Here is a 21080-nt window from a genome sequence, read left to right on the forward strand (position 1 = left end):
CCGTCATGGGCCCGAACTCCCGTGCCGCTCTCGTTCGCCGACGCGCCGTGGGCACACTCACGTGGCGCGGCCCGGCGTCGATGCTGTTCGCGCGGGCAGGTTTCGCCGTCGGCGCGCAAGCGGGCGTCGCCGTCGTCTTCGCTCTACGGGGGTCGCCGACTCCCTGGCATGACGCAGAACCATGGCTGCCGGTGTACGGGATGTTGATCGACGCCGGCTGCCTCGCTCTGCTGTGGCGGTTCACGCGCCGAGAGGGCATCGGCCTGGTCGATCTCGTCGGCGTCGACCGGACACGCCTCGTCCGCGATCTGCTGTTGGGCGTGGCGCTCATCCCGGTGAGCCTCGTGTTCATCCTCGCCGGCACCTATGCGGCAGGCTGGATCGTGTACGGGGCACCCGCACCGCCCTATCTGCTCGGCGACCTGCCGTTACCGGCCTCTTTGTACGGCGTGCTGGTGTGGCCGTTCATCTGGGGTCTCACCGAGCAGCTCACCTACAACGGCTACCTGCTACCCCGCTTGCAGGTCCTCACCCGGAGCACGACGGTCGCGGTCTCGTTCGTGGCGTTCGCCTGGTCCTTCCAACATGTCGTCATGCCCCTGACGTTCGACGCGAAGTTCATGGCGTTCCGACTGTTGGCGTCACCACTGTTCTCCGTCTTCGAAACAATCCTGTACTTGCGACTGCGGAGGGTGATTCCGTCCGCGGTCGCGCACGCGCTGATGGACGGTGCCACCGTGGCAATTCCTCTGCTCGCTCCGTAGTCCGAGCCGAATGGCTAGGGCGAGGCGTACTGATCACTGGCCCCGGCCGTACTGACGCGGCGACGCAGCGGGCCGCCGCCGTACCAGTCGAGGACCAGCACGGTGGCGTCGTCGCGGAGGTCGCCTGCGGTCGCGCGCAGTACCGCTGCGCCGAGTTCATGGACGACTTCGCGGGGATGCAGGTCGCCGCTCTCGCCCAGGGCCGTGGAGACGTCGAGGCGTGCGGCGTTGCGCTCGAGCATGCCGTCGGTGACGAAGACGAGCCGGTCGCCGGGCTCGAGGGGGAACTGCTGCACCCGGAACGAGCGACCCGGTTGCAGGCCGAACGGCAGGTCGATGTCGAGTTGGATCTCCTCGACGCGGCCCTGGCGCAGCCTCAGCGGGAGCGGGTGCCCGGCGTTGATGATGGTCGCCGCCCCGCTGTGCAGGTCGATGCGCAGCAGCTGGCCGGTGACGAAGTTGCCCGCCTCGGTGTTCGCCGCCAGGTCGTCGTTGGCCCTGGATGCCTGCTCAGCAAGGCTCAGGCCGCGGCGGCGGCCGTTGCGGAGGCTGGCGACCAGAAGAGTGGCCAGCAGCGCCGCCTGGACCTCGTGCCCGACGGCGTCGGTGATCGACAGCTGCAGGACGTCACGGTCGAGGTTGTAGTCGAAGGTGTCACCTCCGACAGAGCTGGCCGGTTCCAGCCAGCCCGCGAGGGTGAACTGCCCGGCTTCGCACGTGTACGACGCGGGAAGCAGTCGGCGCTGAATCTCCGCCGCCAATGAGAACGGAGTGGTGCGCTGACCCCACTCGAACAGATCGGTGTGTCGACGGTTGGCGATGACCACATAAGCCAGTGCGTGGGCGATCGCGGCGACGTCGGCGACGGTCCGGTCGTCGGGGAAGCGGGGCAGGCTCAGCTCCAGAACGCCGATCGCGTCACCCCGGTCGGTCACCGGCACGATCAGTTGCGCGCCTCCGTCACACTCGCGCACGTCGACCTTCTGAGTGCGGAGCACGCGGTCGTACACGCTGCCCGCGAGCTCCACGGTCTCAGCCTGCACGGTGCCCTGCCGGCCCTGGCCCGTCCGCGCCTCGGGCGGACCGAAGCGGACAAGTGCACGGCCGCTGAAGTCGGCGATCAGGAAACTCACCGCGCGGGCCCCGACCATGACCGCCAGCTCGGCGGCGACCGCCTCGACCGCGTCCGTCGGCGCCCCGCACTCGACCCTCTCCAGCAGCGCGCAGAGATCGGGACCAGAATGATCGTCTTCGCGCATCCGTGAACCCTATGGCGATCCGACGAGTTGTGCCGAGGCCTCTCCGCCGAACGCATGATCGGCCCTCAGCGCGGACCCGATCCTCTGTATCGAGGGAATGGCACCCGGAGCAGCCATATCAGGGTTAGGTAGACGGCCGTACCCACCACGGCGGCGATCACCAGCGTGCGCCCCGCTGTCACGGCCGTGCTCGCCGCCCCGAGCAACCGATCCACGGCCAGGACGGCAGGCAGGGCGAGGGCCGCCGACACACCGGTGCGCACGATGACGCTCAGCGTTGCCCGGGTATGCAGGGGACCGAGGCGAACCCGTAGCCACGCCCAGCCGACCACGGCTCCGACGCCGAAGGCGGCCGCGTTCACGGCGGCCAGTCCCAGTACCACCCGCTCGGCCGACAGCACCTGCGGAGCCAACAATGCGGCAGGCACCCGGAAAGCCGTCATCACCAGCATGATCAACGTCGGGGTGCGGGCGTCGTCCAGGGCGTAGAACACCCGGAGCTGCAGCATGACCACGGCCAGCGGGAGCAGACCGAACGCCGAGACGGCCACGGTCTCACCGAGGACCGTCGCGGCCTCCACACCGCTGCGACCCCAGGAGAACAGCGCCACACCGAGGGCCGGGCCGAAGGCGGTGAACCCGACGGCGACGGGCAGCAGCGTGATCGTGCACAGGCGGGTGCCGATCGCGAGGTCGTCAACGACGCGGTCGAGGCGACCCGCGGCCGCCGCGGCACTCATGCGCGGCATCAGGACCGTGAGCAGGGAGACCCCGAGCACTCCGTAGGGGACCTGCAGCAACAGCCAGGCGTTGGCATAGACCGCGATGGCGCCCTCGTCGGCCGCCGACGCCACCCGGTTGGTCACGGCGAGCCCCACCTGGCCCGCCAGCACGTACGCCAGCACCCACGCGGCCGACCCGGCGAACGCGGACAGGCGGCGGTCCCACGTCCACCGCCAGCGCCAGCGGAAAGCGCAGCGGCGCAGGGCCACGACCAGCACCGCCGCCTGTGCGACGACCCCCGCCGTGGTCCCCAGGCCGAGCACGAGCAATTGCATCGTCCCGATTCCGCCGGCGTCGCCGGCACCCGCCGGGGGCAGGAGCCAGTACACCGCGAGCGCGGCGAGGACGACGACGTTGTTGAGGACCGGGGCCCACGCTGCCGGACCGAACACCCCGCGGGTGTTGAGCATCGCCCCGAGCAGTGCCCCCATGCCGTACCCGAAGATCTGCGGCAGCAGCAGGTAGGCGAACGCCACGGCCAGCTCCGGGTCCGACCGGTCCCCCGTCGAGAGGTACAGCGGGACGAGCACCGGTGCAGCGACGGTCGCTAGCGTGGTGGCGGCCGCGAGCCCGACCGCGCCGATGCTCAGCAGCAGCCGGGCGAACCCGTCGCCACCGTCGCCGTCCTCCCGCGCCGCCCGGACCAGCACCGGCACCACCACGCTGCTCAACACCCCGCCGAGCAGCAGCTGGTACACGCTGACCGGCAGGGTGTTGGCGACGGTGTACGAGCTGTTCACCAGGGACAGGCCGATCGTGGCCACCAGGACGACGGTGCGCAGGAAACCGGTGAGCCTGCTGACCAGCGTGGCCAACGCGACCGATCCGCCGGCGCGGATCAGGGACCGGTCGTCGGGGCCCGGGCCACCGCCGGAACCCGTGGTCGTTGCGGAACAGCCGTCGTCAGCCGGCAACCGGGGCGTCCCAGGCCTGCGCCGCCCGCTCGACCAGCGCGCGGCGCAGGGCGATGCGGTCGTCGAACTCGCGGCGGCCGGCGGCGGACACCTGCACCCGATCGGCGCCGCGCCCCGCAACGAGGACGACGTCGCCTGGGGCCGCTGCCGCGACGGCGACCGCGAAAGCGCGTGCCCGGTCCGGTTCGACGACCACCTCGGCCCGACCGACCCGTTGAGCGGCGTCAGCCACCGCCGCCCGTAGCGCGGCCGGATCGTCGGAGTACGCGCTTTCGTCGGTCACCACCGCGACGTCGGCTTGCGCACCCACATAGGTGCCCAGGTCCGCCCGCTTGGCCGGGTCGCGCTCCCCCGTCGCTCCGAGTACGACGATCAGACGGCCTCCGGTGAGCGAGCGCAGAAAAGGCAGCAGCCGGCGCTGACCGCCGACGTTGTGAGCGAAGTCGACCAGGGCCAGGAACGGCTGGCCGACGTCGATCCGCTCCAACCGACCCGGCACGACCCCCACCTCCTCGATCCCACGCAGCGCGTCGTCCGGGTCGACACCGGCGGCGGCCGCGGTCGCCACCGCGGCGAGAACGTTGTCGACCTGGTGGGCACCGAGCAGCCGCAGCCGGACCTGCCGGTCCACCCCGGGCCCGCACAGCCGGAACCGCGTACCGGTGATCCCCGCGTGCACGTCGAGCGCGCGCCAGTCGGCCGGACCCCCGCCGGCGGCGAAGGTCACCACCGGGCAACGGGTCTCCCCGGCCAGCCGCCGGCCGGCCTCACCGTCGACCCCGACCACCGCCAGCTCACACCTGTCGGGGGTGAACAACGACGCCTTGGTCGCGTAGTAGCTCTCGAGATCGCCGTGCAGGTCGAGGTGGTCCGGGCTGAAGTTGGTGAACACCGCGGAGCGGAACCGGGTGCCGGCGACCCGGTCCAGAGCCAGGCCATGGCTCGACACCTCCAACGCCACGTCGTCGGCACCGGCGTCGCGGGCGCTGGCCAGGAACTCCTGCACCGCCGGCGCCTCGACGGTGGTGCGCTCGGCGACCCGGGCACGGTCGCCCGCCCGGAGTTCGAGGCTGCCCGCCCACCCCACGCGTCGTCCGGCCGCCCGGAGTCCGGCGGCGAGCAGGTGCACGGTGCTGGTCTTGCCGTTGGTTCCCGTCACCCCGTGCACGTCCAGCGCTGCCGACGGATCGCCGTGCAGCCAGGAGGCCAGCGGGCCGAGGACCCGCCGCGGAGCCGCGACGACCAGGGTGGGCAGAACGAGGCAGACCCGGTCGCTCAGCACGACGCGGGCGCCGGCACGGGCCGCGTCGACGGCGTACTCGGCACCGTGCCGACGCGTGCCGGGCAGCCCGGCGAACAGGTCACCCGGAGCGGCGGCACCGCTGTCCAGCGTGATTCCGTCGATCACCGGTGCTTCGCCCGGCGGGCCGGGCGGCACCACGAGCCGGGCGTCCGGGTCGAGCGTGCGCAGGAACGCCAACACGTCCGGCAGGGACCGCGCGCGGGGCACCCGCGCCCGCCACCTCGTGGTCGTGACCATCGACCCACACCTCCGCTCCTCGACGGAGGGCGTGTGCCCACGAACCGGCAAATCAGTCCATATGTTGTCCAACTGGTGTGAACGATCACCGACACCCTCAGCGGCCGACCGCCGCGACTCGATCCCCCTCCACCTCGAGCCTCCGGTTGCCCTCGACCAGCAGGTGGACGACCCCCGCGGCCAGCACCGCACCCAGCAGCGGCGCGAGAACAAACAGCCACAGCTGCAAGAACGCCGTCCCGCCCTCGAACAGCGCAGGACCGATCGACCGCGCGGGATTGACCGACGTGCCCGTCACCGGAATCCCGACGAGATGGATCACCGTGAGCACCAGCCCGATGGCCAGCCCCGCGAAACCCGGAACTGCGTCGGCCCGCGTCACCAGCAGCACCACGGTGACCAGCAGGAACGTGAGCAGGACCTCGATCACGAATGCACCGACGCCGTTGACGGTGTCGCCCCACCCGTTGGTGCCCAGCACCCGAGTCTGGTCCCGGATCCCGCCCACGGCGACGAGCAACCGCAACAACCCGCCCGCGACGATCGCTCCCACCAGCTGAGCGGCGACATACCCGCCCGCTTCACGTGCGGTGATCCCCCGGCGCAGTAGCACCCCGAGGGTGACCGCGGGGTTGACATGACAGCCCGACATCGGGCCCAACGCGTAGGCGAGAGCCAGCAACACCAGACCGAACGCGAGCGCTACGCCGACCGCGCCGATCCGGTCGGCCCCGAACACCGCCGACCCCACTCCGAAGAACACCAGAACGAAGGTCCCCACACCCTCGGCAAGCACACGACGCACAGCGATCCCCCAGTCCGACGAACGGTGTCCTCGACCCTCAAGGCTGCGGACCTGCATGCAGGCGCGCGGCCGCGTCGTCGACGAGCGGCCGAAGGAACGAGTCGCCGGCTGATCTACACACTCGGGCTCCCGGATAAACCCATCGCGACCCGACCGGCCAGGGACCGCCTACGAACGACCGACGGACAACACGCCGCGGTCAGGAGTCGCCGAGGGCGACCAGGCCGCGTACTATAGTTAGCAATGACGATCGGTGGCTCATTGCCGACGGTCTCGATGCAGTGGTGTCGCCCGTGCCCCCGGTGACGCAGTCCGGTTCACCGACCAGCCGCGTACACCCGGAGGTTCCATGTCTGCCGTTTCGCTCCCCACCGACACCGGGTCCACGTCTGACCTGCAGAGCCCGGTCGTCGTCCATGACCGCCGCGTGACCGTCGACGGGATCACCACGCAGTACCTCGAGGCCGGGTCCGGGCCGACACTCCTGCTGCTGCACGGACACGAGCAGGGCGCGACGAGTTGGCGGTGGGTCATCCCCGCCCTGGCCCGCACCCACCGCGTGCTCGCTCTGAGCCTGCCCGGCCACGGCCAGACCGCGCTGGCCAGGGCCTACGCGCCCGGCAGCGACACCGCTCCGTTCGTCGCCGACTTCCTCGACACCCTCGGCGTTGATCGGCTGCACGTGGTCGGACACTCCGCAGGTGGCGCCGTCGCCCTCCGGTTGACCCTCGCCGACCCGGCCCGCGTCCGGACCCTCGTCCTCGTGGACAGCGCCGGGCTCGGCCGCGAGGTGCACCCCCTGCTGGCCGTCGACACCCTGCCCTTCGTCGGCGAGCTGGCGATCCTGCTCAGCCGCCTGCCCGGCGGGAACATGGGACGCACCACCATGTCCGCGGCGATGCTGTTCGCCCAACCCTGGCGAGCACCTGCCGACTTCTTCACCGAGCAGCACGACCTCGGACGCCGGCGCGGCCAACTCGAAGCCTCCACCGCGACGGCCCGCGCCCTGTTCGACGCCACGGGGCAACGCCAGATCCTGCTCGACCGGCTGCCCGCCGTCACCGCGCCCACCCTGGTCGTCTGGGGCGGATGTGACTACGTGCTCCCTGCCCACCAGGCCCGGACGGCGGTCGGCCTCCTGCCGCACGGACGGCTGGCGCTGCTCCCCGACTGCGGACACCTCCCCCACGTCGAGCACCCCGACCGCTTTGCGGCCGTGCTGGGCGACTGGCTGACCGAACACGACGTGATGTCGTGAACAGCGCCGCAACGTCGACGATTCAGCCGAGGTCCGACGCGTCACCCGGCCTGGCGCACCACGCGACCTCCGAGGCCTACTGCAGCCAGGCCCGCGACTACGACCAGCGCACCGACGCCTTCCGCCGCTGGCGGGAACTGCTGGTCGAGCAGCTACCGGTCCAGCGCGGCGACACCGTCCTCGACGTGGGCTGCGGTACGGGACTGTGTCTCCCCCTTCTTCAGGACAAGGTGGGCCCCGGCGGGACCATCATCGGCATCGACGCGTCCGAGCAGATGCTGCAGGTTGCCGGCGAACGCGTCGCCGAGCACCGCTGGGACAACGTCGAGCTCCTCGTCGCCCCGGTCGCCGCGGCAGCGATCGAGCACACGGCGGACGCCGCACTGTTCTGCGCCGTGCACGACGTGATGCAGTCCCGCACCGCCCTGAGCAACATCGTCGACCATCTCCGCCCCGGAGCAGCCGTCGCGGCGATCGGCGGCAAGTGGCCGGCTCCCTGGACCTGGCCGCTGCGCGCCTGGGTGGCCAACCTGCACGCCCCGTTCGTCACGGATTTCGCCGGCTTCGACCGCCCATGGCGCCTCCTAGCCGACCTGGTCCCCGATCTGCAGGTCCGCGAGCTCGCTTTCGGCGCCGGATATCTCGCCGTCGGCCACGCCCCTGGTGATCGACCGCTCATGTGACGACTCCGGCGGCCGGATTCCGGTATACGGCAGCCAGGCGGGTACCCGACGGAGACGATGACATCACGAATCTTCCGGGCTCGAGACGTCCACCGGCTCACCCCGCGGCAGAGATGACCGCCGCCCGCGAACGACACGCTCCTGTCGCTGTCTCCCGCGCCGAGGACGTCGGCACCGCCGTACCACGGGTGCTCCGGGTGAGCGCCGCGCTGGGCTGGCGGTGGTTGGTCGTCGTCGCCGCGCTGTACGTACTCGGCCAAGCCGCGTCGTACGTGGCCGCAGTCGTCATCCCGATGGCCGTCGCGCTGCTGCTCGCCGCGCTGCTCTCCCCCGCCGTCCACCGCCTGCAGACCAGAGGGGTCCCTCGCGGTCTCGCAACCGCGCTGGTCATGATCGGCGGGTTGGCGCTGCTGGGCGGTGTGCTCACCTTCGTCGTCATCACCTTCGTCCGCGGTGTCCCCGCGCTCGCGGCCCAGCTCTCGACGAGCGTCACCACCATCGTCGCCTGGCTGACCGACGGGCCGTTGCAGCTCAGCGCCGCGCAGCTCGCCGGTGTGCAGATCCAGGTGCTCGACACACTCAGCGCCAACCAGTCGGCCATCACCGCTGGTGCGCTCACCACCGCGGCGACCATCGGGGAGATCCTCACCGAGACCCTGCTGGTGCTGTTCATCCTCATCTTCTTCTTGCACGGCGGTGCCGGGATCTGGCAGTTCCTGCTCGGCGTGGTCCCCCACGACGTGCGCACCCGGGTCGACGTCGCCGGTCGCCGTGGCATCGCCGCACTGGTCAGCTACGTCCGGGCCACCGCGGTGGTCGCCGTGGTCGACGCCGTCGCGATCGGGATCGGGCTGGCCGTCCTCGGCATCCCGCTGGCCGTACCGCTGGCCGCGCTGGTGTTCCTCGGCGCCTTCGTCCCCATCATCGGGGCCGTCGTCGCCGGCAGCGTGGCCGTGCTCATCGCCCTCGTCGCGAACGGACCCGTCCCGGCCCTGATCGTGCTCGGCATCATCATCGCGATCATGCAGCTCGAAGGCCACGTGCTGCAGCCACTGCTCCTGGGCCGCGCAGTCAAACTGCACCCCCTGGCCGTCGTGCTCGCGATCGCCGCCGGACTGGTCGTCGCCGGCATCGCCGGCGCACTGTTCGCCGTACCCCTGCTGGCCGTACTCAACTCCGGGATCCGGTCCCTGCGCAGCTCGGCCGACGAACACATCGCCCCCGACGACGTCCACACCAGCTCACCGCAGCAGACAGGCCCCGACGAACCCGGCCTCGACCGCCAACCCGAGTTGGGCTCCGTCGAACCCGCCGCCACCGCGTCGACATGAACGCAGAGGTGCGGTGCTGTCGCCGAACTCGGCAGAACAGGGTGACTCCTCATGTCGTCTGACCACAGTGCTCGGGTCGTACTGACGGCGTTGGGGGCCAACCTCGGTGTCGCCGCCGCCAAATTCGTCGCAGCGGCGATCACGGGATCGGCGTCCATGCTGGCCGAGGGCGTGCACTCGGTCGCCGACTCGGGCAACCAGGTGCTGCTCCTGATCGGTGGCCGACGTTCTCGGCAGGCTCCGTCAGAGCTGCATCCGTTCGGCTACGCGCGAGAGCGCTACATCTACGCGTTCCTGGTGGCCGTGGTGCTGTTCACCCTCGGCGGGCTCTACGCCCTCTACGAGGGGTATCACAAGGTCCTCGACCCGCACCCGCTGGAGTCGCCTCTGGTCGCCGTGGGGGTACTGCTGATCGCCATGGCACTGGAGGGCTACGCGCTGCGGACGGCGGTACGGGAGGCCAACCGCACGCGCGGCACCCGAGGATGGCTGCATTTCGTCCGCCGCGCCCGCGCGCCGGAACTGCCGGTCCTTCTGCTCGAGGACAGCGGTGCCCTCGTGGGTTTGACCTTGGCCCTGCTCGGCGTCGGACTCACCGTCCTGACCGGCAACGGGATCTACGACGGCGTGGCGAGCCTCTGCATCGGCGTCCTGCTCGCGACGATCGCGGTTCTCCTGGCCCGAGAGACCACCAGCCTGCTGATCGGGGAGGCCGCCGTACCCGAACAGATCAACAAGATCCACGCCGCACTGCGGGATGCTCCGGGTGTCGACCGGGTCATCCACCTACGCACCGTGCATCTCGGACCGGACGAGCTGCTGGTCGCCGCGAAGATCGCCGTGTCGAGCCACGCCGACGGAGCTGACATCGCCACCACCATCGACGACGCCGAGGCCCGCGTCCGCGACGTGCTGCCCAGCGCCCGGATCATCTACCTCGAACCCGACATCTACCGGCCCGCCGCTCGCTGACGACTACAGCTCGGCGTGCTGTGAGATGCTCCGTGACCACGCGGACCACGACGAGGCAGCGTGAGGCGCAGCGATGACGACCCCGGACGTCCAGGACAGTCCCCCCTCCCCCGCCGACGCGACCCGCATGATCATGGTCATCCGGCACGCGGAGAAGCCTCTCCACCCCGCAGGAAGCCCCTACGGCGTCACGCCGCACGGTGAAGAGGACCCACACAGCCTCACCGTGACCGGCTGGACCCGCGCGGGAGCACTGGCACAGCTGTTCGCGCCCTCACACAGCCGGCCACCCCTCGGGCTGAGGCGACCCGACTCCATCTACGCCTCCGCGCACGCCGGCGGCCACAGCAAACGCTCGATCCAGACCGTCGCCCCGCTGGCCGCCCGCCTGGGTCTGGAGATCGTCAAGCGCTACGCCGCGGGCGACGAGGCCCACCTGGCCAAGGAGATCAGCACACGGGCCGGTGCCACCCTCATCGCCTGGCACCACGAGGCGATCCACAGCATCTGCCACCACCTGGGCACCGTCGATCCGCCCCCGCCCGATCACTGGCCGGCCGACCGGTTCGATATCGTCTGGACCTTCACCCTGGATGGGCACCGGTGGCGGTTCACCCAGGTTCCGCAACTCCTCCTGCCCGGCGACCTGCCCCACCCCATCGCTGCTCGCCCGGACCCGGCGGCGTGACCGCTCATCCTCCAGCGACGCTCAAGGTGAGTGTCGCCACGGCGAAGGCGAAGAACGCCGCCGGGAAGGCGATGTTGTGGAAGACGCGGGCGCGTACGTGCGCGCCCAGCGCTCCGAGGAAGAACAGCACCAGCCCGACGGCGGCGGCGATGCCCAGCGGCCGGATCCCGAGAAGCCCGAGCAACAGCCCCGCGGCCCCGGCCGCCTTGAGCGCGCCCAGGTAGGGCAACCACGCGTCGGGCACGCCCACCTCCCTCGAAGTCGCCAGCACGAACGGGGCCCTGACCAGGTCGGCTACGGCGACAGCAGCGTTAAGGCAGGCCGTGATCAGGGCTACGGCGACGTACGCGGTGTGGACGGTGAACACGTGACGCTCCTCACGAGGCGCTCCGGTGCGTCCGAGTCTCGTTCGGTTCAATTCTGAACGTCCAATACCAGCGTCTATAACCTGACGGCATGGACGTCGATACCCGTCTGCTGCGGTACTTCCTGGCGGTCGCGGAAGAGGGCAGTCTGACCCGCGCCGCCGAGCGGATGTTCGTGTCCCAACCGGCGCTGACCAAGCAGATCCGGCAGCTGGAGCGTCTCCTCGGGCTGCAGCTGTTCACCCGATCCCGAGCCGGGATGGCGCTGACCGAACCGGGCCGGGCACTCGCCGACGGAGTTCCAGCCATGCTGGCGAACTGGGACAGTGTTCTGCGCGCCACGACGGCGGCCGGTCGCCGTGCATCGCGCGTGCTGCGGGTCGGTTTCGTGGCCAGCGCCGCGAACGAGGCGACCCAGGAGATCGTCGCCGCGTTCACCCGGCACCGACCGGGTTGGCGGGTCGAACTGCGGCAGGCGACGTGGTCGGACCCGACGGCCGGACTCGCCGCCGGAGAGGTCGACGCCGCGCTACTCCGCGTGCCGTTCCCGGGGCAGGAGTCACTGCACGTGGACGTGCTGTTCACCGAACCGCGCTGCGTCGCGCTGCCCACCGCCCATCGCCTGGCCGGGCAGGAAAGGATCGACTTCCGCGAGTTGTGGAGCGAGCCGTTCGTCGCGGCACCGGCGGAGACCGGAGCATGGCGCGACTACTGGCTGGCCGCCGACGAACGCGAGGGCCACGCCGTCCTGATCGGCGCCGTCACCGACCAGCCCGACGAATGGCTCAACGCCATTGCCAGCGGCTACGGTGTCGCCCTCGCGCCCGAGTCCGCCACCCGCTTCTACACGCGGCCCGGTGTCACCTACCGACCCCTCACCGGCGTCACCCCCAGCCACGTCGCGGTCGCCTGGCCCCACGCCGGAGACCGCAACCCGATCGCTCAGGAATTCGTCCGCTGCTGCCACGAAGCACTGCGCGACGATGCGTAAAGAACAGCATCCCAACCGGTCGAAGTACACAGAAGGATTGCAGACCAAAGCGCACGATAAGTGCGTCGACGACAAACCGGATCGTCGACCTGTACAACAGGAAGAGGATCCGATGAGCATCGTCCCGACCACGACCCGCAGCCCACGGCGCTCCGTCACATTCGCGGCCGCATTCGCCCTCACCGCAGGAATCGCCGTGGCGGCAGCGCAACCCGCGGCGGCTCAGCCTGCCCTCGTCGCCGTTCCGCCGGGCTGCGGCAGTCTGTCCGGAACGATGGTGCCGGCGAACACCATCGCCGACTTCAGCGCCAGCCCTGTGGGAGTGGTGTTCCAGGCTCCTGCCGTCGCCAACCACATCACCGTCGGGTCGCAATTCAACGACACCCTCACCGGCAACGGGGTCTCCGAAACCATCTGCGGGCTTGGCGGCGGCGACACCTTGAAGGGCGGCACCGGCGGCGTCGACGACATCTTCGGCGGACCGGGCAACGACATCATCTGGGGCGAAGCGGCGGGTGACACCATGCTCAGTGGTGGGCCGGACGTCGACGCCATCTACGGAGACGACCCCACCAACTCCCACGGCGGCTTCGACGGCGCCGACACCATCCAGGGCGGCGACCAGAACGACACCCTGCGCGGGGGCGCAGGCCTCGACATCATCCGAGGCGGCCTGGGGACGTCGGACTTCGCCGACCCGCAGGACGGCGGCGCCGTCTGCACCGCCGTCGAGAACGAGGCGGTTCCGTGCTGATGCCCGCCCTGCGGTGACCGTGGCGGATGGTGGCCGACCGCACAGGTCTCCACCGGTCCGCGGCGGGCCTCAGTGCGGCAGCGCCCGCGACCGGGCGCGGAAGCGGAACCGGTCGCCGTTGCTGTCGACGACCGGTTCGTCGAAGCCGGCGGACCGGAGACGGTCGGCGAAACCGGCAGGGTCGATCGGCTCGAAGACATCACCGTCGTGCAGGGCTCGGCGAGAAGGCGTGTCCTCGCCGTACGTGCCGAGGAGCAGGCCGCCGGGACAGAGTACGCGGGCGATCCCGGCGAGTGCCCGGTCCTGCAGGTCGCGCCCGGGGATGTGGTGGAGCATCGTGAAACACGCCGCTGCGGAGTCCGGCCCCCACCTCCAGCACGTCGTCGCCGAGCTCGTCGTCGCCCAGCACCCAGGGCAGCAGGTCGTCTCGCACCAGCGCCGCCCACTCGGCACTCGCGCACAGCCGGAGATGCTCGTCGTTCACCGAGCCTGCCTTCCTCGAGACCGGAGGGACAACATCCAGGTCGCATTCGGCTGATCGTCGACCTCTCGTGTACCTAGACTTCCTGCGTCCGGGTAGCTCACGAAAGGACGGGCGAAGCGGTGCGACTCGACCCGACGACAGCTGCCGGTATCGACTCACCGATGGGTGCAGCCCAGGAGCTGCTCGCGGAGCACGCTGGCTTCGGCGACGACGTCGAGCGCCCGCTGCTCGACCTCTCCCAGGCGGCCCCGCCGTACCCGCCGGCCCCGGCGGTCGTCGAACGGATCGTCGAGGTCGCGACGACCCCGGACGGAGCCGGGTACACACCCGTACCCGGCATCCCGCCGCTGCGCCGAGCGATCGCCGACGAGTTGTCGCACGACTACGCGGGCACGGTCGACACGCCGGACGTGGTCGTGACCGCCGGCTGCAACCAGGCGTTCAGCCTCGCCGCTACTGCGCTCGCCGGCCCGGGCGACGAGATCATCACGCCGCTTCCCTACTACTTCAACCACGACATGTGGCTGCGGATGCGCGGTGTCCGGCCGGTGTACCTCGACCCGGACGCCGGCCTGGTCCCCCGCGCCGCGGACGCCGAATTGCTCGTCACCCCACGCACCCGGGCGATCGTGCTGATCACGCCGGGCAACCCGAGCGGGGTGACGATCCCGCCCGCCGAGATCGCCGCCTTCGCCGCCCTCGCGCGACGCCACGACATCGCCCTGATCCTCGACGAGACCTACCGGACGTTCCGGGACACCCGGCGACCAGCCCACCCGCTGTTCGCCGATCCGGCCTGGCGCTCGACCCTGGTCAGCCTGCACTCGTACTCCAAGGACCTCGCCATTCCCGGCTACCGGGTCGGTTGCGTCGTCGCCGCACCCGAGCTGAACCGCGAGGTGCTCAAGCTGATGGACTGCGTCGCGATCTGCGCCCCGCGCATCGGGCAGGAGGCTGCGCTCGCCGGACTGACCCGCGCCGGGTCGTGGCGACAGGCACGAACCGCGGAGATCGCGCAGCGCCGGACCCGGCTGGGAGAGGTCCTGGCCGCCCGGCCGGGCGGGTTCGAGACCGTCTCGCTCGGCGGCTTCTTCGCCTGGGTCCGGCACCCCTTCACCGACCGCCCGACGTCGGAGGTCGTGCGGGACCTCCTCCTCAAACACGACACGCTCGTCATCCCCGGCACGGCGTTCCTGCCCGACGACCGCCGGATGCTGCGGATCAGCGTGGGTCGGATCGACGAGGCCGGTGCCGCGACACTCGCCCGCCGGCTGACCGCCGCCGGGCGGTGAAGCCGACGACGACCGCTGGCCATCGGTAGCGGTCAGCCTGCCCGCAGCGCCGGCAGCACCTCCTTCGCCACGAGGTGCTCGGAGCGCTGTCGCACCGCCGGGTCGATGTCGCGCGAGCCGCCGACGATCGTCACGTGCGACAGCCCGGACGCGATGAGCCGCCGGAGCCGCTCGACACACTCGTCCGGGCTGCCGATGACGCAGAACCTCCGGAGAAAGTCGTCGGACAGCGACTCCGACTGGGCGGCGTGCTCCAACCCGTGGTGGTAGGTGTCGTAATGCGCGGTCACATCGGCCACGACGGCGGCGTCACCCGCCGACAGCGACGACCGCGAACCCCGCTGGAAGTGGGCGGAGATGCCGGCGTTGCCGCGCACCAGCTCGTCGAGCGCCTCCTCGTCCGTCCCGACGCCCACCACGACGAAGGCCCCGACGTCGAGCGCCGTGGGGTCGAGCCCGGCAGCCGTGCGGGCCTGCCGCGCCGTCTGCACGGCCCACTCGACCCGCTCGGGCTCGGCGCCCACCGTCACCGTGAGCCGGTCGGCCAGGAGAGCACCGGCGGTGATGACGTGCGGACCGGAGCCGAAGACGTCCACGGGGACCTTCCCGCCGTCGGCACCGTCTCCCCCGGCCATCGGCAGCCAGGTGATTCGACTGCCGAAGCCCTCCACGTCGACCACCCCGCCCCGCAGATAGGTCTGCAGCCGCCCGATCTGCTGCTCGAACTCGTGCGCCGACGGCGGCCGGATCCCGACGAGCTCGAGTGCGGTGTCGCCCCGCCCGACCCCGATGTGGGCTCGTCCCCCCGAGACGTGGTGCAGGGTGGCGAACGTCGAGGCGACGACGGCGGGGTGACGCGTCACGAGGTTCGTCACCGCAGTACCGAGGCGCAGGCGTGAGGTGGCCGACGCCGCCAGATACAGCGACCCGACGACGTCCATGCTGAGGTTCTGCGTGTCCGTGAGCAGCAGGCCGTCCCAGCCGTCGTCCTCGGCGGCGGCGGCGTGGGCCCGGACGTCGTCGGGCAGCGGGTAGGACCGCAGGTAGAACTCGGGCACCTCGACTCCTTCGACATGCAGGCTTCCGCGGGTCGGTGTGGCCGGAACTGGGTAGCCCCCCGTCACAAGCCGTCACCTGCTTCCCGACAGAGCGGCACCATCCTCGTTGATCGAGCAAGAGGCAACCAGTTGACGCCGTACGGATCCGCAGCGAGTTCGTGGCTCCCCCACGGGTTCACACAGTGAGATCGACAGGATGAGAGCCGGGCGACGCTCGCTGGCACTCGCCGCGACGATCGTGCTGCTGGGCGTCGTCGTGGTGGGCCTGGCCGCGCTCACGGTCGTCGCGTTTCCGCTCGCGCTGACGATCGAACTGGCCGTGCTGGCCCTGGTGGCCGGGGTCGCAAGCCGCGCCACAAAGAGGCGGGGGCGACGTCGCGCTCGAGACTCGGCCCCGTTGTGGGTGACCCGGTGGGAGTCCGAACCACCGGTCGAGGCCGTGCCCCTCACGCGCAGACAGTTGTCCGTGGTGCTCGGGGAGTGGGGCCTGACCGGCGAGCCGCACGAGGACGTCCTGCTGGTGGTCACCGAGCTGCTGTCCAATGCGGTGGACCACGGGCGCGGCCCGGTCCGGCTGACGGTCGAGTTGCGCAGCGGGTCGGTGCGGATCGAGGTGCACGACACCGCACCCGACGCACCGCGTCCGCAACCACTCGATCCGTACGCGGTCCGGGGACGCGGGCTGCAGATGGTCGAGGCCCTGTCGTCGCAGTGGGGCTGGTCGGACGGTCCCATCGGGAAGATCGTATGGGCGGACGTCCCGACGGCGTGAGTGTGCGCGCCGCGGGGCTCAGGCACGAGCCAGCAACAGCCAGGGTCCTCCTCGGCCTCGACCTCGAACCCGGCCGCCTCGAGGGCGGCACGGTAGTCCGCGACGGTCTCGACGAACGAGGAGCGCTCGTCCTGCGCCCACGGCAGCGGGTAGGGCAGCTCGCCCTCGCCCGTGCGCACCTGCTCGTAGAGCGCGAACCTGCCGCCCGGTCGGAGCACCCGGTGCACCTCGGCGAACACCGCCGTCTTGTCGGGAACGTTCATCCCGACATGGACCATGACGGCCGCGTCGAACGACCCGTCGTCGAGGGGCATGGATTCGCCCGCCGTCGTGCGGAACTCGGTCCGGTCCCCCCCCGCACCGGAAAGCGCCCGCAGGATGACCGTGGCGAGATCCTCGGCAGCTCCGTAGTGACCGGTGACGAGATCACGGACGTCCACGAAGGCAAACTAGGACCCGTCGGGTTCCGTGTCGACGCCCCGGCGCCATCCGATGGTCGCGTCCGTCACGGGACGGTTCGGCACGAATCTTCAGGGAACAGGAGCCGTCAGGGGAACCGGGAGAACGAAAAGGAACGGGGCGGTCACGAACAGCACGCTCAGCGACCTTCCCTCGCGCCAGGTGTCCCTGGCCTGCGAGGAGCCGTCCTGTCTCACCACGCTCCACCACTTGCTCCGGCGACTTCTGGCCGACGCGCCCGAGGATCTGCGGATCGACGCCGAACTCGTCGCCATCGAACTGGTGACCAACTCGCTCGAACACGCCTTGGGCCCCAGGTCGGTGACCATCGCCTGGGCCGAAGACGGACTGCTGCACATCGCCGTCCTCGACGGGTCTCCCGACGCCGTACTCACCCCAGGCCACTCACGGCTCGGCGCCCACCGCGGACGAGGCCTCACCGTCGTCGGCGCCGTCGCCCGCTGGGGAGTCGACCGTGGCCAGACCACCAAGACGGTGTGGGCGACCCTGACGTACTGACCACAGGGACGGCACGGGCCGGCCGGGGACGTCTCGACGAGCCCGGCCGGCCGGCGCCCGATCAACGGCGGTCGGTCCTCGCACGGTCGCCGCGGTCGAGCTCGATCTCCTCCTTGCGGACCTCGCCACCGACGGTCTCCTGGTCGGTGACGGTCTCCTTGCCCAGCCGCACCCGCTCCACCGCAACCGCCTCGGTGTCCACCACCGGGCGCTCGGCGTGCAGCGTGACCTCGTGCTCCTCCTCCGAGATCGCGGGGCCGTCGTAGGCCGCGCCGCGGTTGGTCTCGGTGATCGGCTCGCGCTCGAGCGTGACCTCCTCGTGCGTCACCGGCACCGTCACCTGCTGGTGCTCGGTGACGACGTGCTTGCGCAGCCGCGCCCGGCCCGCCTCGTGGGTCTCGGTGCCCACGTTCAGCCGCTCCTCCGAGCGGGTCATCGCCTCGTCGGTGTTCGGCCCGGACGTGTCCCTGCCCGCCCCGCGGCCCTCGACGTCGCCGCTCGTGACGTCCCTGTCGGCCGACGCGTGCCGACCGGTGTCGGCGACCCCCCGCTCCGTGTATCCAGCAGCGCTGCGGTCGGTCGCCCGACCTCCCGCGTCACCGCTGCCGTAGTCGACCCCGTAGTGACGGTAGAGCTGCTGCTCGTCCTGCGGCGAGAGGTGGCCGTCCTCGGACAGGTTCGGAGCGTCCTTCACCTGTCCCTTGTCGTAAGCAAGGGTCACCCGATCGCCGTCGATCTGCGCACCCTGCACGGGCACGAAGGTCTCGTTGGTGCCGAACAGGCCCGTGTGAACCGTGATCCAGGTGGGCTCGTCGGTCCGGTCGTCGTAGTAGACAGCGCCGACCTTGCCGATTTTGTCACCGTCCCGGTCGTACGCGGTGGCTCCGTGGAGACCGGTCACCTGCTCCTGCGAGAACATCTGCACTCCTTCGCGATCTGTGGGTACAACGAGCAACACCGAGTGACTGCTCGCCGCGCCTTACGGCGTAAGCGTTACCTCGTAAGGCTGGTCGCAAACACACCCCGCCGAGATCTTTCCCAGTCCGTCCCGTGGTCCATCCCGCCGTCTGCGGCCGCCGGTGATGAAATGGGCGAACGGCGGAAGGAGATGCGACATGGACGGCAGATCAGCCGGTGGCGGGCGCGTCGACAACTCGGAGCGCCAGACGCTGTCGCGGGATCGGATCGTCGCCACCGCGATCGCGTTCGTCGACGCGAACGGGCTCACCGCGTTGACGATGCGCCAGCTCGGCAAGGAGCTCGGGGTCGAGGCGATGTCGCTCTACCGCTACGTCAACGGTCGGGAGGACCTCCTCGAGGGCATGGTCGACCACATGGTCGCCCAGCTGCAGCTGCGACCCGACGGCGACGAGCTCGGGCCGGCCGACGGCTGGCAGGCCTACCTGCAGTGGCTGGCTCATGGCGTGCGCACGCTCGCCCGCGAACATCCCCGGGTGTTTCCTCTCATCGCGACGCGGCACCCCGCGGCGCCGTGGCTCCGGCCGCCGCTACGAAGTCTGCGAGTCGTCGAGGACTTCCTGACCATGCTGATCTCGCGCGGTTTCAGCGACAGCCGCGCGGTGGGGGCGTACCGGGCGTTTTCCAGCTTTCTGCTGGGGCACCTCCTGCTCGAGGCCAGCCTGCTCGGCGCCGAGACCGGGCCGGCCGAAGAGCCGCTCGACGAGGGCAACTCCGATGTCCCCAACGCCGACCAGAAGGTCGACCTGCAGGAGTTCTCACACATTCAACGCCTCGAGGACCAGCTGTCCGAAGACCACGCCGGCCCGGAGTTCGAACGGGCGCTGGAGGACCTCCTCGACCGGCTGGACCGCGAGATCACGGAATGAGTGTCAACCGCGCTCGGCACGGTAGACGTAGTGGAGCGACCCGTCCGACGGGTTCTCGGGCGTCATAGGTCCTTCGGCGATGCGGCGGAGGCCCGCCTTCTCCAGTGCCCGCCAGGAGGCTGCATTGGCGGCGACGACGGCGACGAGGATCGCCGGGGTCGCCGGTCGGGACGTCCAGGTGTCGCGGACGAGAGTTGCGATCATCCGAGAGCCGAGGCCACGGCCGCGTAGTGCCGGCTCACCGATGAGGTAGTCGAGCTCGACCGCACCCTCCGGGACCTCGACCAGGCCGGCGAACTCGGCCAGGTCCTCCGGGTAGTCGTGGATCAGAGCGCGCTGCACGAGACCCACGGGACGGCCGTCGAGCGAGACGACGAGGTCCTCCCCGGGCTCCTCCCCGCGGACGCTCGCGCCGAAGTCGCGCTCGACTCCCTCCAGGGTGCTGTCGTGGTTCCACCACCGGGCCACGATCGGATCCGCCAACCACCGCGCCAGGAGCCGCAGGTCGCCGGCGGCGAGCCGGCGCCAGTGCAGCGGGCCGTCGCCGATCGACTCCGACACGGTCGGATCTCACCTCCCGGCGTGTCTTCCGTGACCAATCGCTCATGTGATGGTTCCCGTCATCACATCGCGATGAGTGCCCACCAGGTGGGTATCCGAAGAATCAATGACTCTGCAACTCTCCTGGGATTGTGCCGGTACCGGCGAGCCCCTGCTCCTCCTGCACGGCATCGGCAGCACACACGACGATTTCAGCGCGCTGCGGCCGCGGCTCGATGCCGAATACCGGGTGCTCGCGCCGGATCTGCCCGGGCACGGCCGCTCCCCTGTGCTGCCCGTCCGGCCCACCATCGCGGCGATCACCGCGGCCGTCACGGCCGACCTCGACGAGCTCGGCGTCGGGCAGGTGCACGTCCTGGGCAACTCGATCGGTGCCCGCGTCGCGCTGGAGCTGGCTGTTCGCGGGCGGGCCCGGTCGGTCGTGGCGATCTCTCCCTCGGGGCTGAACACCCCGCCCGAGCGCCTCCACCAGGGCCTGCTGATGAGCGTCGACCGACTGGCTCTTCGCGGACTACGCCCGGTCATCCCACTCGCCGCCCGCACGGTCCTCGGCCGCTCCCTCCTGCTCGCCGGCCTGCGCTCCACCCCGTGGCTGGCCGGCGAGGACGAGGCCCGCGCCCTGAGGAGCGGGTTCGCCGACGCCGACGGCTTCTGGGACATGCTCTGGTGGGGCATCCTCACCGACGTCCCCACCGGGTTGGATCGCATCGACTGCCCGGTCGTCCTGGCCCAGGGCACCCGCGACCTGGTCGCCGTCGCGCAGACCCCCCGTTACCTGGCTGCGATTCCCACGGCACGGTTCGTGCCGCTGGTCGGCGCCGGCCACGCACCCCAGTCCGACACCCCTGAGCCCATCCTGCGGCTCGTCGCGCAGGCCACCACCGCCGCGCGGCACATCCCCGCCGCGCGGCACATCCCCCTGCAGCGCTCCGCTTGACGCCCCCGGCGTCCTCCGTCCCGTCGTCGAACAACAAAGGATTT

Annotated in this window: 22 protein-coding genes and 1 pseudogene; 13 read left to right on the forward strand and 10 right to left on the reverse strand. The window is 70.8% G+C overall.

The genetic code is table 11. The annotated features are described in order from the left end of the window. Positions 1 to 5: 5 nt before the first annotated feature. Positions 6 to 764 (forward strand): CPBP family glutamic-type intramembrane protease, encoded by a 759-nt coding sequence (locus tag RM445_RS22865; protein ID WP_311558876.1) that lies wholly within the window; start codon positions 6 to 8, stop codon positions 762 to 764. 14 nt (positions 765 to 778) lie between these two features. Here the strand turns inward: RM445_RS22865 and RM445_RS22870 are convergent, their stop codons facing one another. The 4 genes from RM445_RS22870 to RM445_RS22885 form a co-directional block, all read right to left on the reverse strand. Next, entirely contained in the window at positions 779 to 2023 is a 1245-nt protein-coding gene (locus RM445_RS22870) for a PP2C family protein-serine/threonine phosphatase (protein ID WP_311558877.1), read from the reverse strand. Between the two features lie 65 nt (positions 2024 to 2088). Beyond that, positions 2089 to 3621, reverse strand: a complete 1533-nt coding sequence (gene murJ / locus RM445_RS22875) for a murein biosynthesis integral membrane protein MurJ (protein WP_311558878.1) — start codon at positions 3619 to 3621, stop codon at positions 2089 to 2091. 88 nt (positions 3622 to 3709) lie between these two features. Beyond that, the gene (locus RM445_RS22880; RefSeq protein ID WP_311558879.1) at positions 3710 to 5260 is read right to left on the reverse strand and encodes a Mur ligase family protein; all 1551 of its coding nucleotides are present in this window, start codon (positions 5258 to 5260) and stop codon (positions 3710 to 3712) included. Between the two features lie 97 nt (positions 5261 to 5357). Then, positions 5358 to 6122, reverse strand: coding sequence for an aquaporin (locus tag RM445_RS22885; RefSeq protein WP_311558880.1), 765 nt, complete (start codon positions 6120 to 6122; stop codon positions 5358 to 5360). 292 nt (positions 6123 to 6414) lie between these two features. Between RM445_RS22885 and RM445_RS22890 the strand changes: the two genes are divergently transcribed. From RM445_RS22890 to RM445_RS22910, 5 genes are all read left to right on the forward strand, one after another. After that, entirely contained in the window at positions 6415 to 7323 is a 909-nt protein-coding gene (locus tag RM445_RS22890) for an alpha/beta fold hydrolase (RefSeq protein WP_311558881.1), read from the forward strand. Then, positions 7320 to 8006 carry a class I SAM-dependent methyltransferase gene (locus RM445_RS22895; RefSeq protein ID WP_311558882.1) on the forward strand — a complete coding sequence of 229 codons (687 nt, stop codon included), beginning with the start codon at positions 7320 to 7322 and terminating at the stop codon, positions 8004 to 8006. The genes RM445_RS22890 and RM445_RS22895 overlap by 4 nt, the downstream gene beginning before the upstream one ends. A gap of 113 nt (positions 8007 to 8119) precedes the next feature. Beyond that, complete coding sequence (locus RM445_RS22900; RefSeq protein WP_311558883.1) at positions 8120 to 9337, forward strand: AI-2E family transporter; 1218 nt, start codon at positions 8120 to 8122, stop codon at positions 9335 to 9337. Positions 9338 to 9388: 51 nt separating this feature from the next. After that, a complete protein-coding gene (locus RM445_RS22905; RefSeq protein ID WP_311558884.1) occupies positions 9389 to 10309 on the forward strand; it encodes a cation diffusion facilitator family transporter in 921 nt (306 codons plus the stop codon). A gap of 73 nt (positions 10310 to 10382) precedes the next feature. Next, entirely contained in the window at positions 10383 to 10997 is a 615-nt protein-coding gene (locus RM445_RS22910; protein WP_311558885.1) for a histidine phosphatase family protein, read from the forward strand. A 4-nt stretch (positions 10998 to 11001) separates the two neighbouring features. Here the strand turns inward: RM445_RS22910 and RM445_RS22915 are convergent, their stop codons facing one another. After that, positions 11002 to 11364 (reverse strand): DoxX family protein, encoded by a 363-nt coding sequence (locus RM445_RS22915; protein ID WP_311558886.1) that lies wholly within the window; start codon positions 11362 to 11364, stop codon positions 11002 to 11004. Positions 11365 to 11453: 89 nt separating this feature from the next. Between RM445_RS22915 and RM445_RS22920 the strand changes: the two genes are divergently transcribed. Next, a complete protein-coding gene (locus RM445_RS22920) occupies positions 11454 to 12353 on the forward strand; it encodes a LysR family transcriptional regulator (protein ID WP_311558887.1) in 900 nt (299 codons plus the stop codon). Beyond that, positions 12346 to 13107, forward strand: coding sequence for a calcium-binding protein (locus RM445_RS22925; RefSeq protein ID WP_311558888.1), 762 nt, complete (start codon positions 12346 to 12348; stop codon positions 13105 to 13107). The genes RM445_RS22920 and RM445_RS22925 overlap by 8 nt, the downstream gene beginning before the upstream one ends. Positions 13108 to 13176: 69 nt before the next feature. Here the strand turns inward: RM445_RS22925 and RM445_RS22930 are convergent, their stop codons facing one another. Then, the gene (locus RM445_RS22930; protein ID WP_311558889.1) at positions 13177 to 13443 is read right to left on the reverse strand and encodes a class I SAM-dependent methyltransferase; all 267 of its coding nucleotides are present in this window, start codon (positions 13441 to 13443) and stop codon (positions 13177 to 13179) included. 267 nt (positions 13444 to 13710) lie between these two features. Here RM445_RS22930 and RM445_RS22935 point away from each other — a divergent pair, with 267 nt between their 5' ends. Next, positions 13711 to 14883 (forward strand): aminotransferase, encoded by a 1173-nt coding sequence (locus RM445_RS22935; RefSeq protein WP_311558890.1) that lies wholly within the window; start codon positions 13711 to 13713, stop codon positions 14881 to 14883. 32 nt (positions 14884 to 14915) lie between these two features. Here RM445_RS22935 and RM445_RS22940 read toward each other — a convergent pair whose 3' ends face one another. After that, entirely contained in the window at positions 14916 to 15941 is a 1026-nt protein-coding gene (locus tag RM445_RS22940) for an LLM class flavin-dependent oxidoreductase (protein WP_311558891.1), read from the reverse strand. 196 nt (positions 15942 to 16137) lie between these two features. Between RM445_RS22940 and RM445_RS22945 the strand changes: the two genes are divergently transcribed. Further along, positions 16138 to 16713 (forward strand): ATP-binding protein, encoded by a 576-nt coding sequence (locus RM445_RS22945; RefSeq protein WP_311558892.1) that lies wholly within the window; start codon positions 16138 to 16140, stop codon positions 16711 to 16713. A gap of 188 nt (positions 16714 to 16901) precedes the next feature. Here RM445_RS22945 and RM445_RS32460 read toward each other — a convergent pair. Further along, positions 16902 to 17153, reverse strand: a pseudogene (locus tag RM445_RS32460) (class I SAM-dependent methyltransferase); the annotation flags it as partial. 229 nt (positions 17154 to 17382) lie between these two features. On the opposite strand from RM445_RS32460, the gene RM445_RS22950 reads away from it, so the two are divergent. Further along, entirely contained in the window at positions 17383 to 17691 is a 309-nt protein-coding gene (locus tag RM445_RS22950) for an ATP-binding protein (protein WP_311558893.1), read from the forward strand. Positions 17692 to 17752: 61 nt separating this feature from the next. Here RM445_RS22950 and RM445_RS22955 read toward each other — a convergent pair whose 3' ends face one another. After that, complete coding sequence (locus RM445_RS22955) at positions 17753 to 18610, reverse strand: PRC and DUF2382 domain-containing protein (RefSeq protein WP_311558894.1); 858 nt, start codon at positions 18608 to 18610, stop codon at positions 17753 to 17755. A 196-nt stretch (positions 18611 to 18806) separates the two neighbouring features. On the opposite strand from RM445_RS22955, the gene RM445_RS22960 reads away from it, so the two are divergent. After that, positions 18807 to 19538 (forward strand): TetR/AcrR family transcriptional regulator, encoded by a 732-nt coding sequence (locus RM445_RS22960; RefSeq protein WP_311558895.1) that lies wholly within the window; start codon positions 18807 to 18809, stop codon positions 19536 to 19538. Between the two features lie 3 nt (positions 19539 to 19541). Here the strand turns inward: RM445_RS22960 and RM445_RS22965 are convergent, their stop codons facing one another. Continuing rightward, positions 19542 to 20099 (reverse strand): GNAT family N-acetyltransferase, encoded by a 558-nt coding sequence (locus tag RM445_RS22965; RefSeq protein ID WP_311558896.1) that lies wholly within the window; start codon positions 20097 to 20099, stop codon positions 19542 to 19544. A gap of 106 nt (positions 20100 to 20205) precedes the next feature. On the opposite strand from RM445_RS22965, the gene RM445_RS22970 reads away from it, so the two are divergent. Continuing rightward, the gene (locus RM445_RS22970; RefSeq protein WP_311558897.1) at positions 20206 to 21036 is read left to right on the forward strand and encodes an alpha/beta fold hydrolase; all 831 of its coding nucleotides are present in this window, start codon (positions 20206 to 20208) and stop codon (positions 21034 to 21036) included. Positions 21037 to 21080: the final 44 nt, after the last annotated feature.

The organism is Pseudonocardia charpentierae (genome assembly GCF_031845345.1).
Classification (GTDB): Bacteria; Actinomycetota; Actinomycetes; order Mycobacteriales; family Pseudonocardiaceae; genus Pseudonocardia; species Pseudonocardia charpentierae.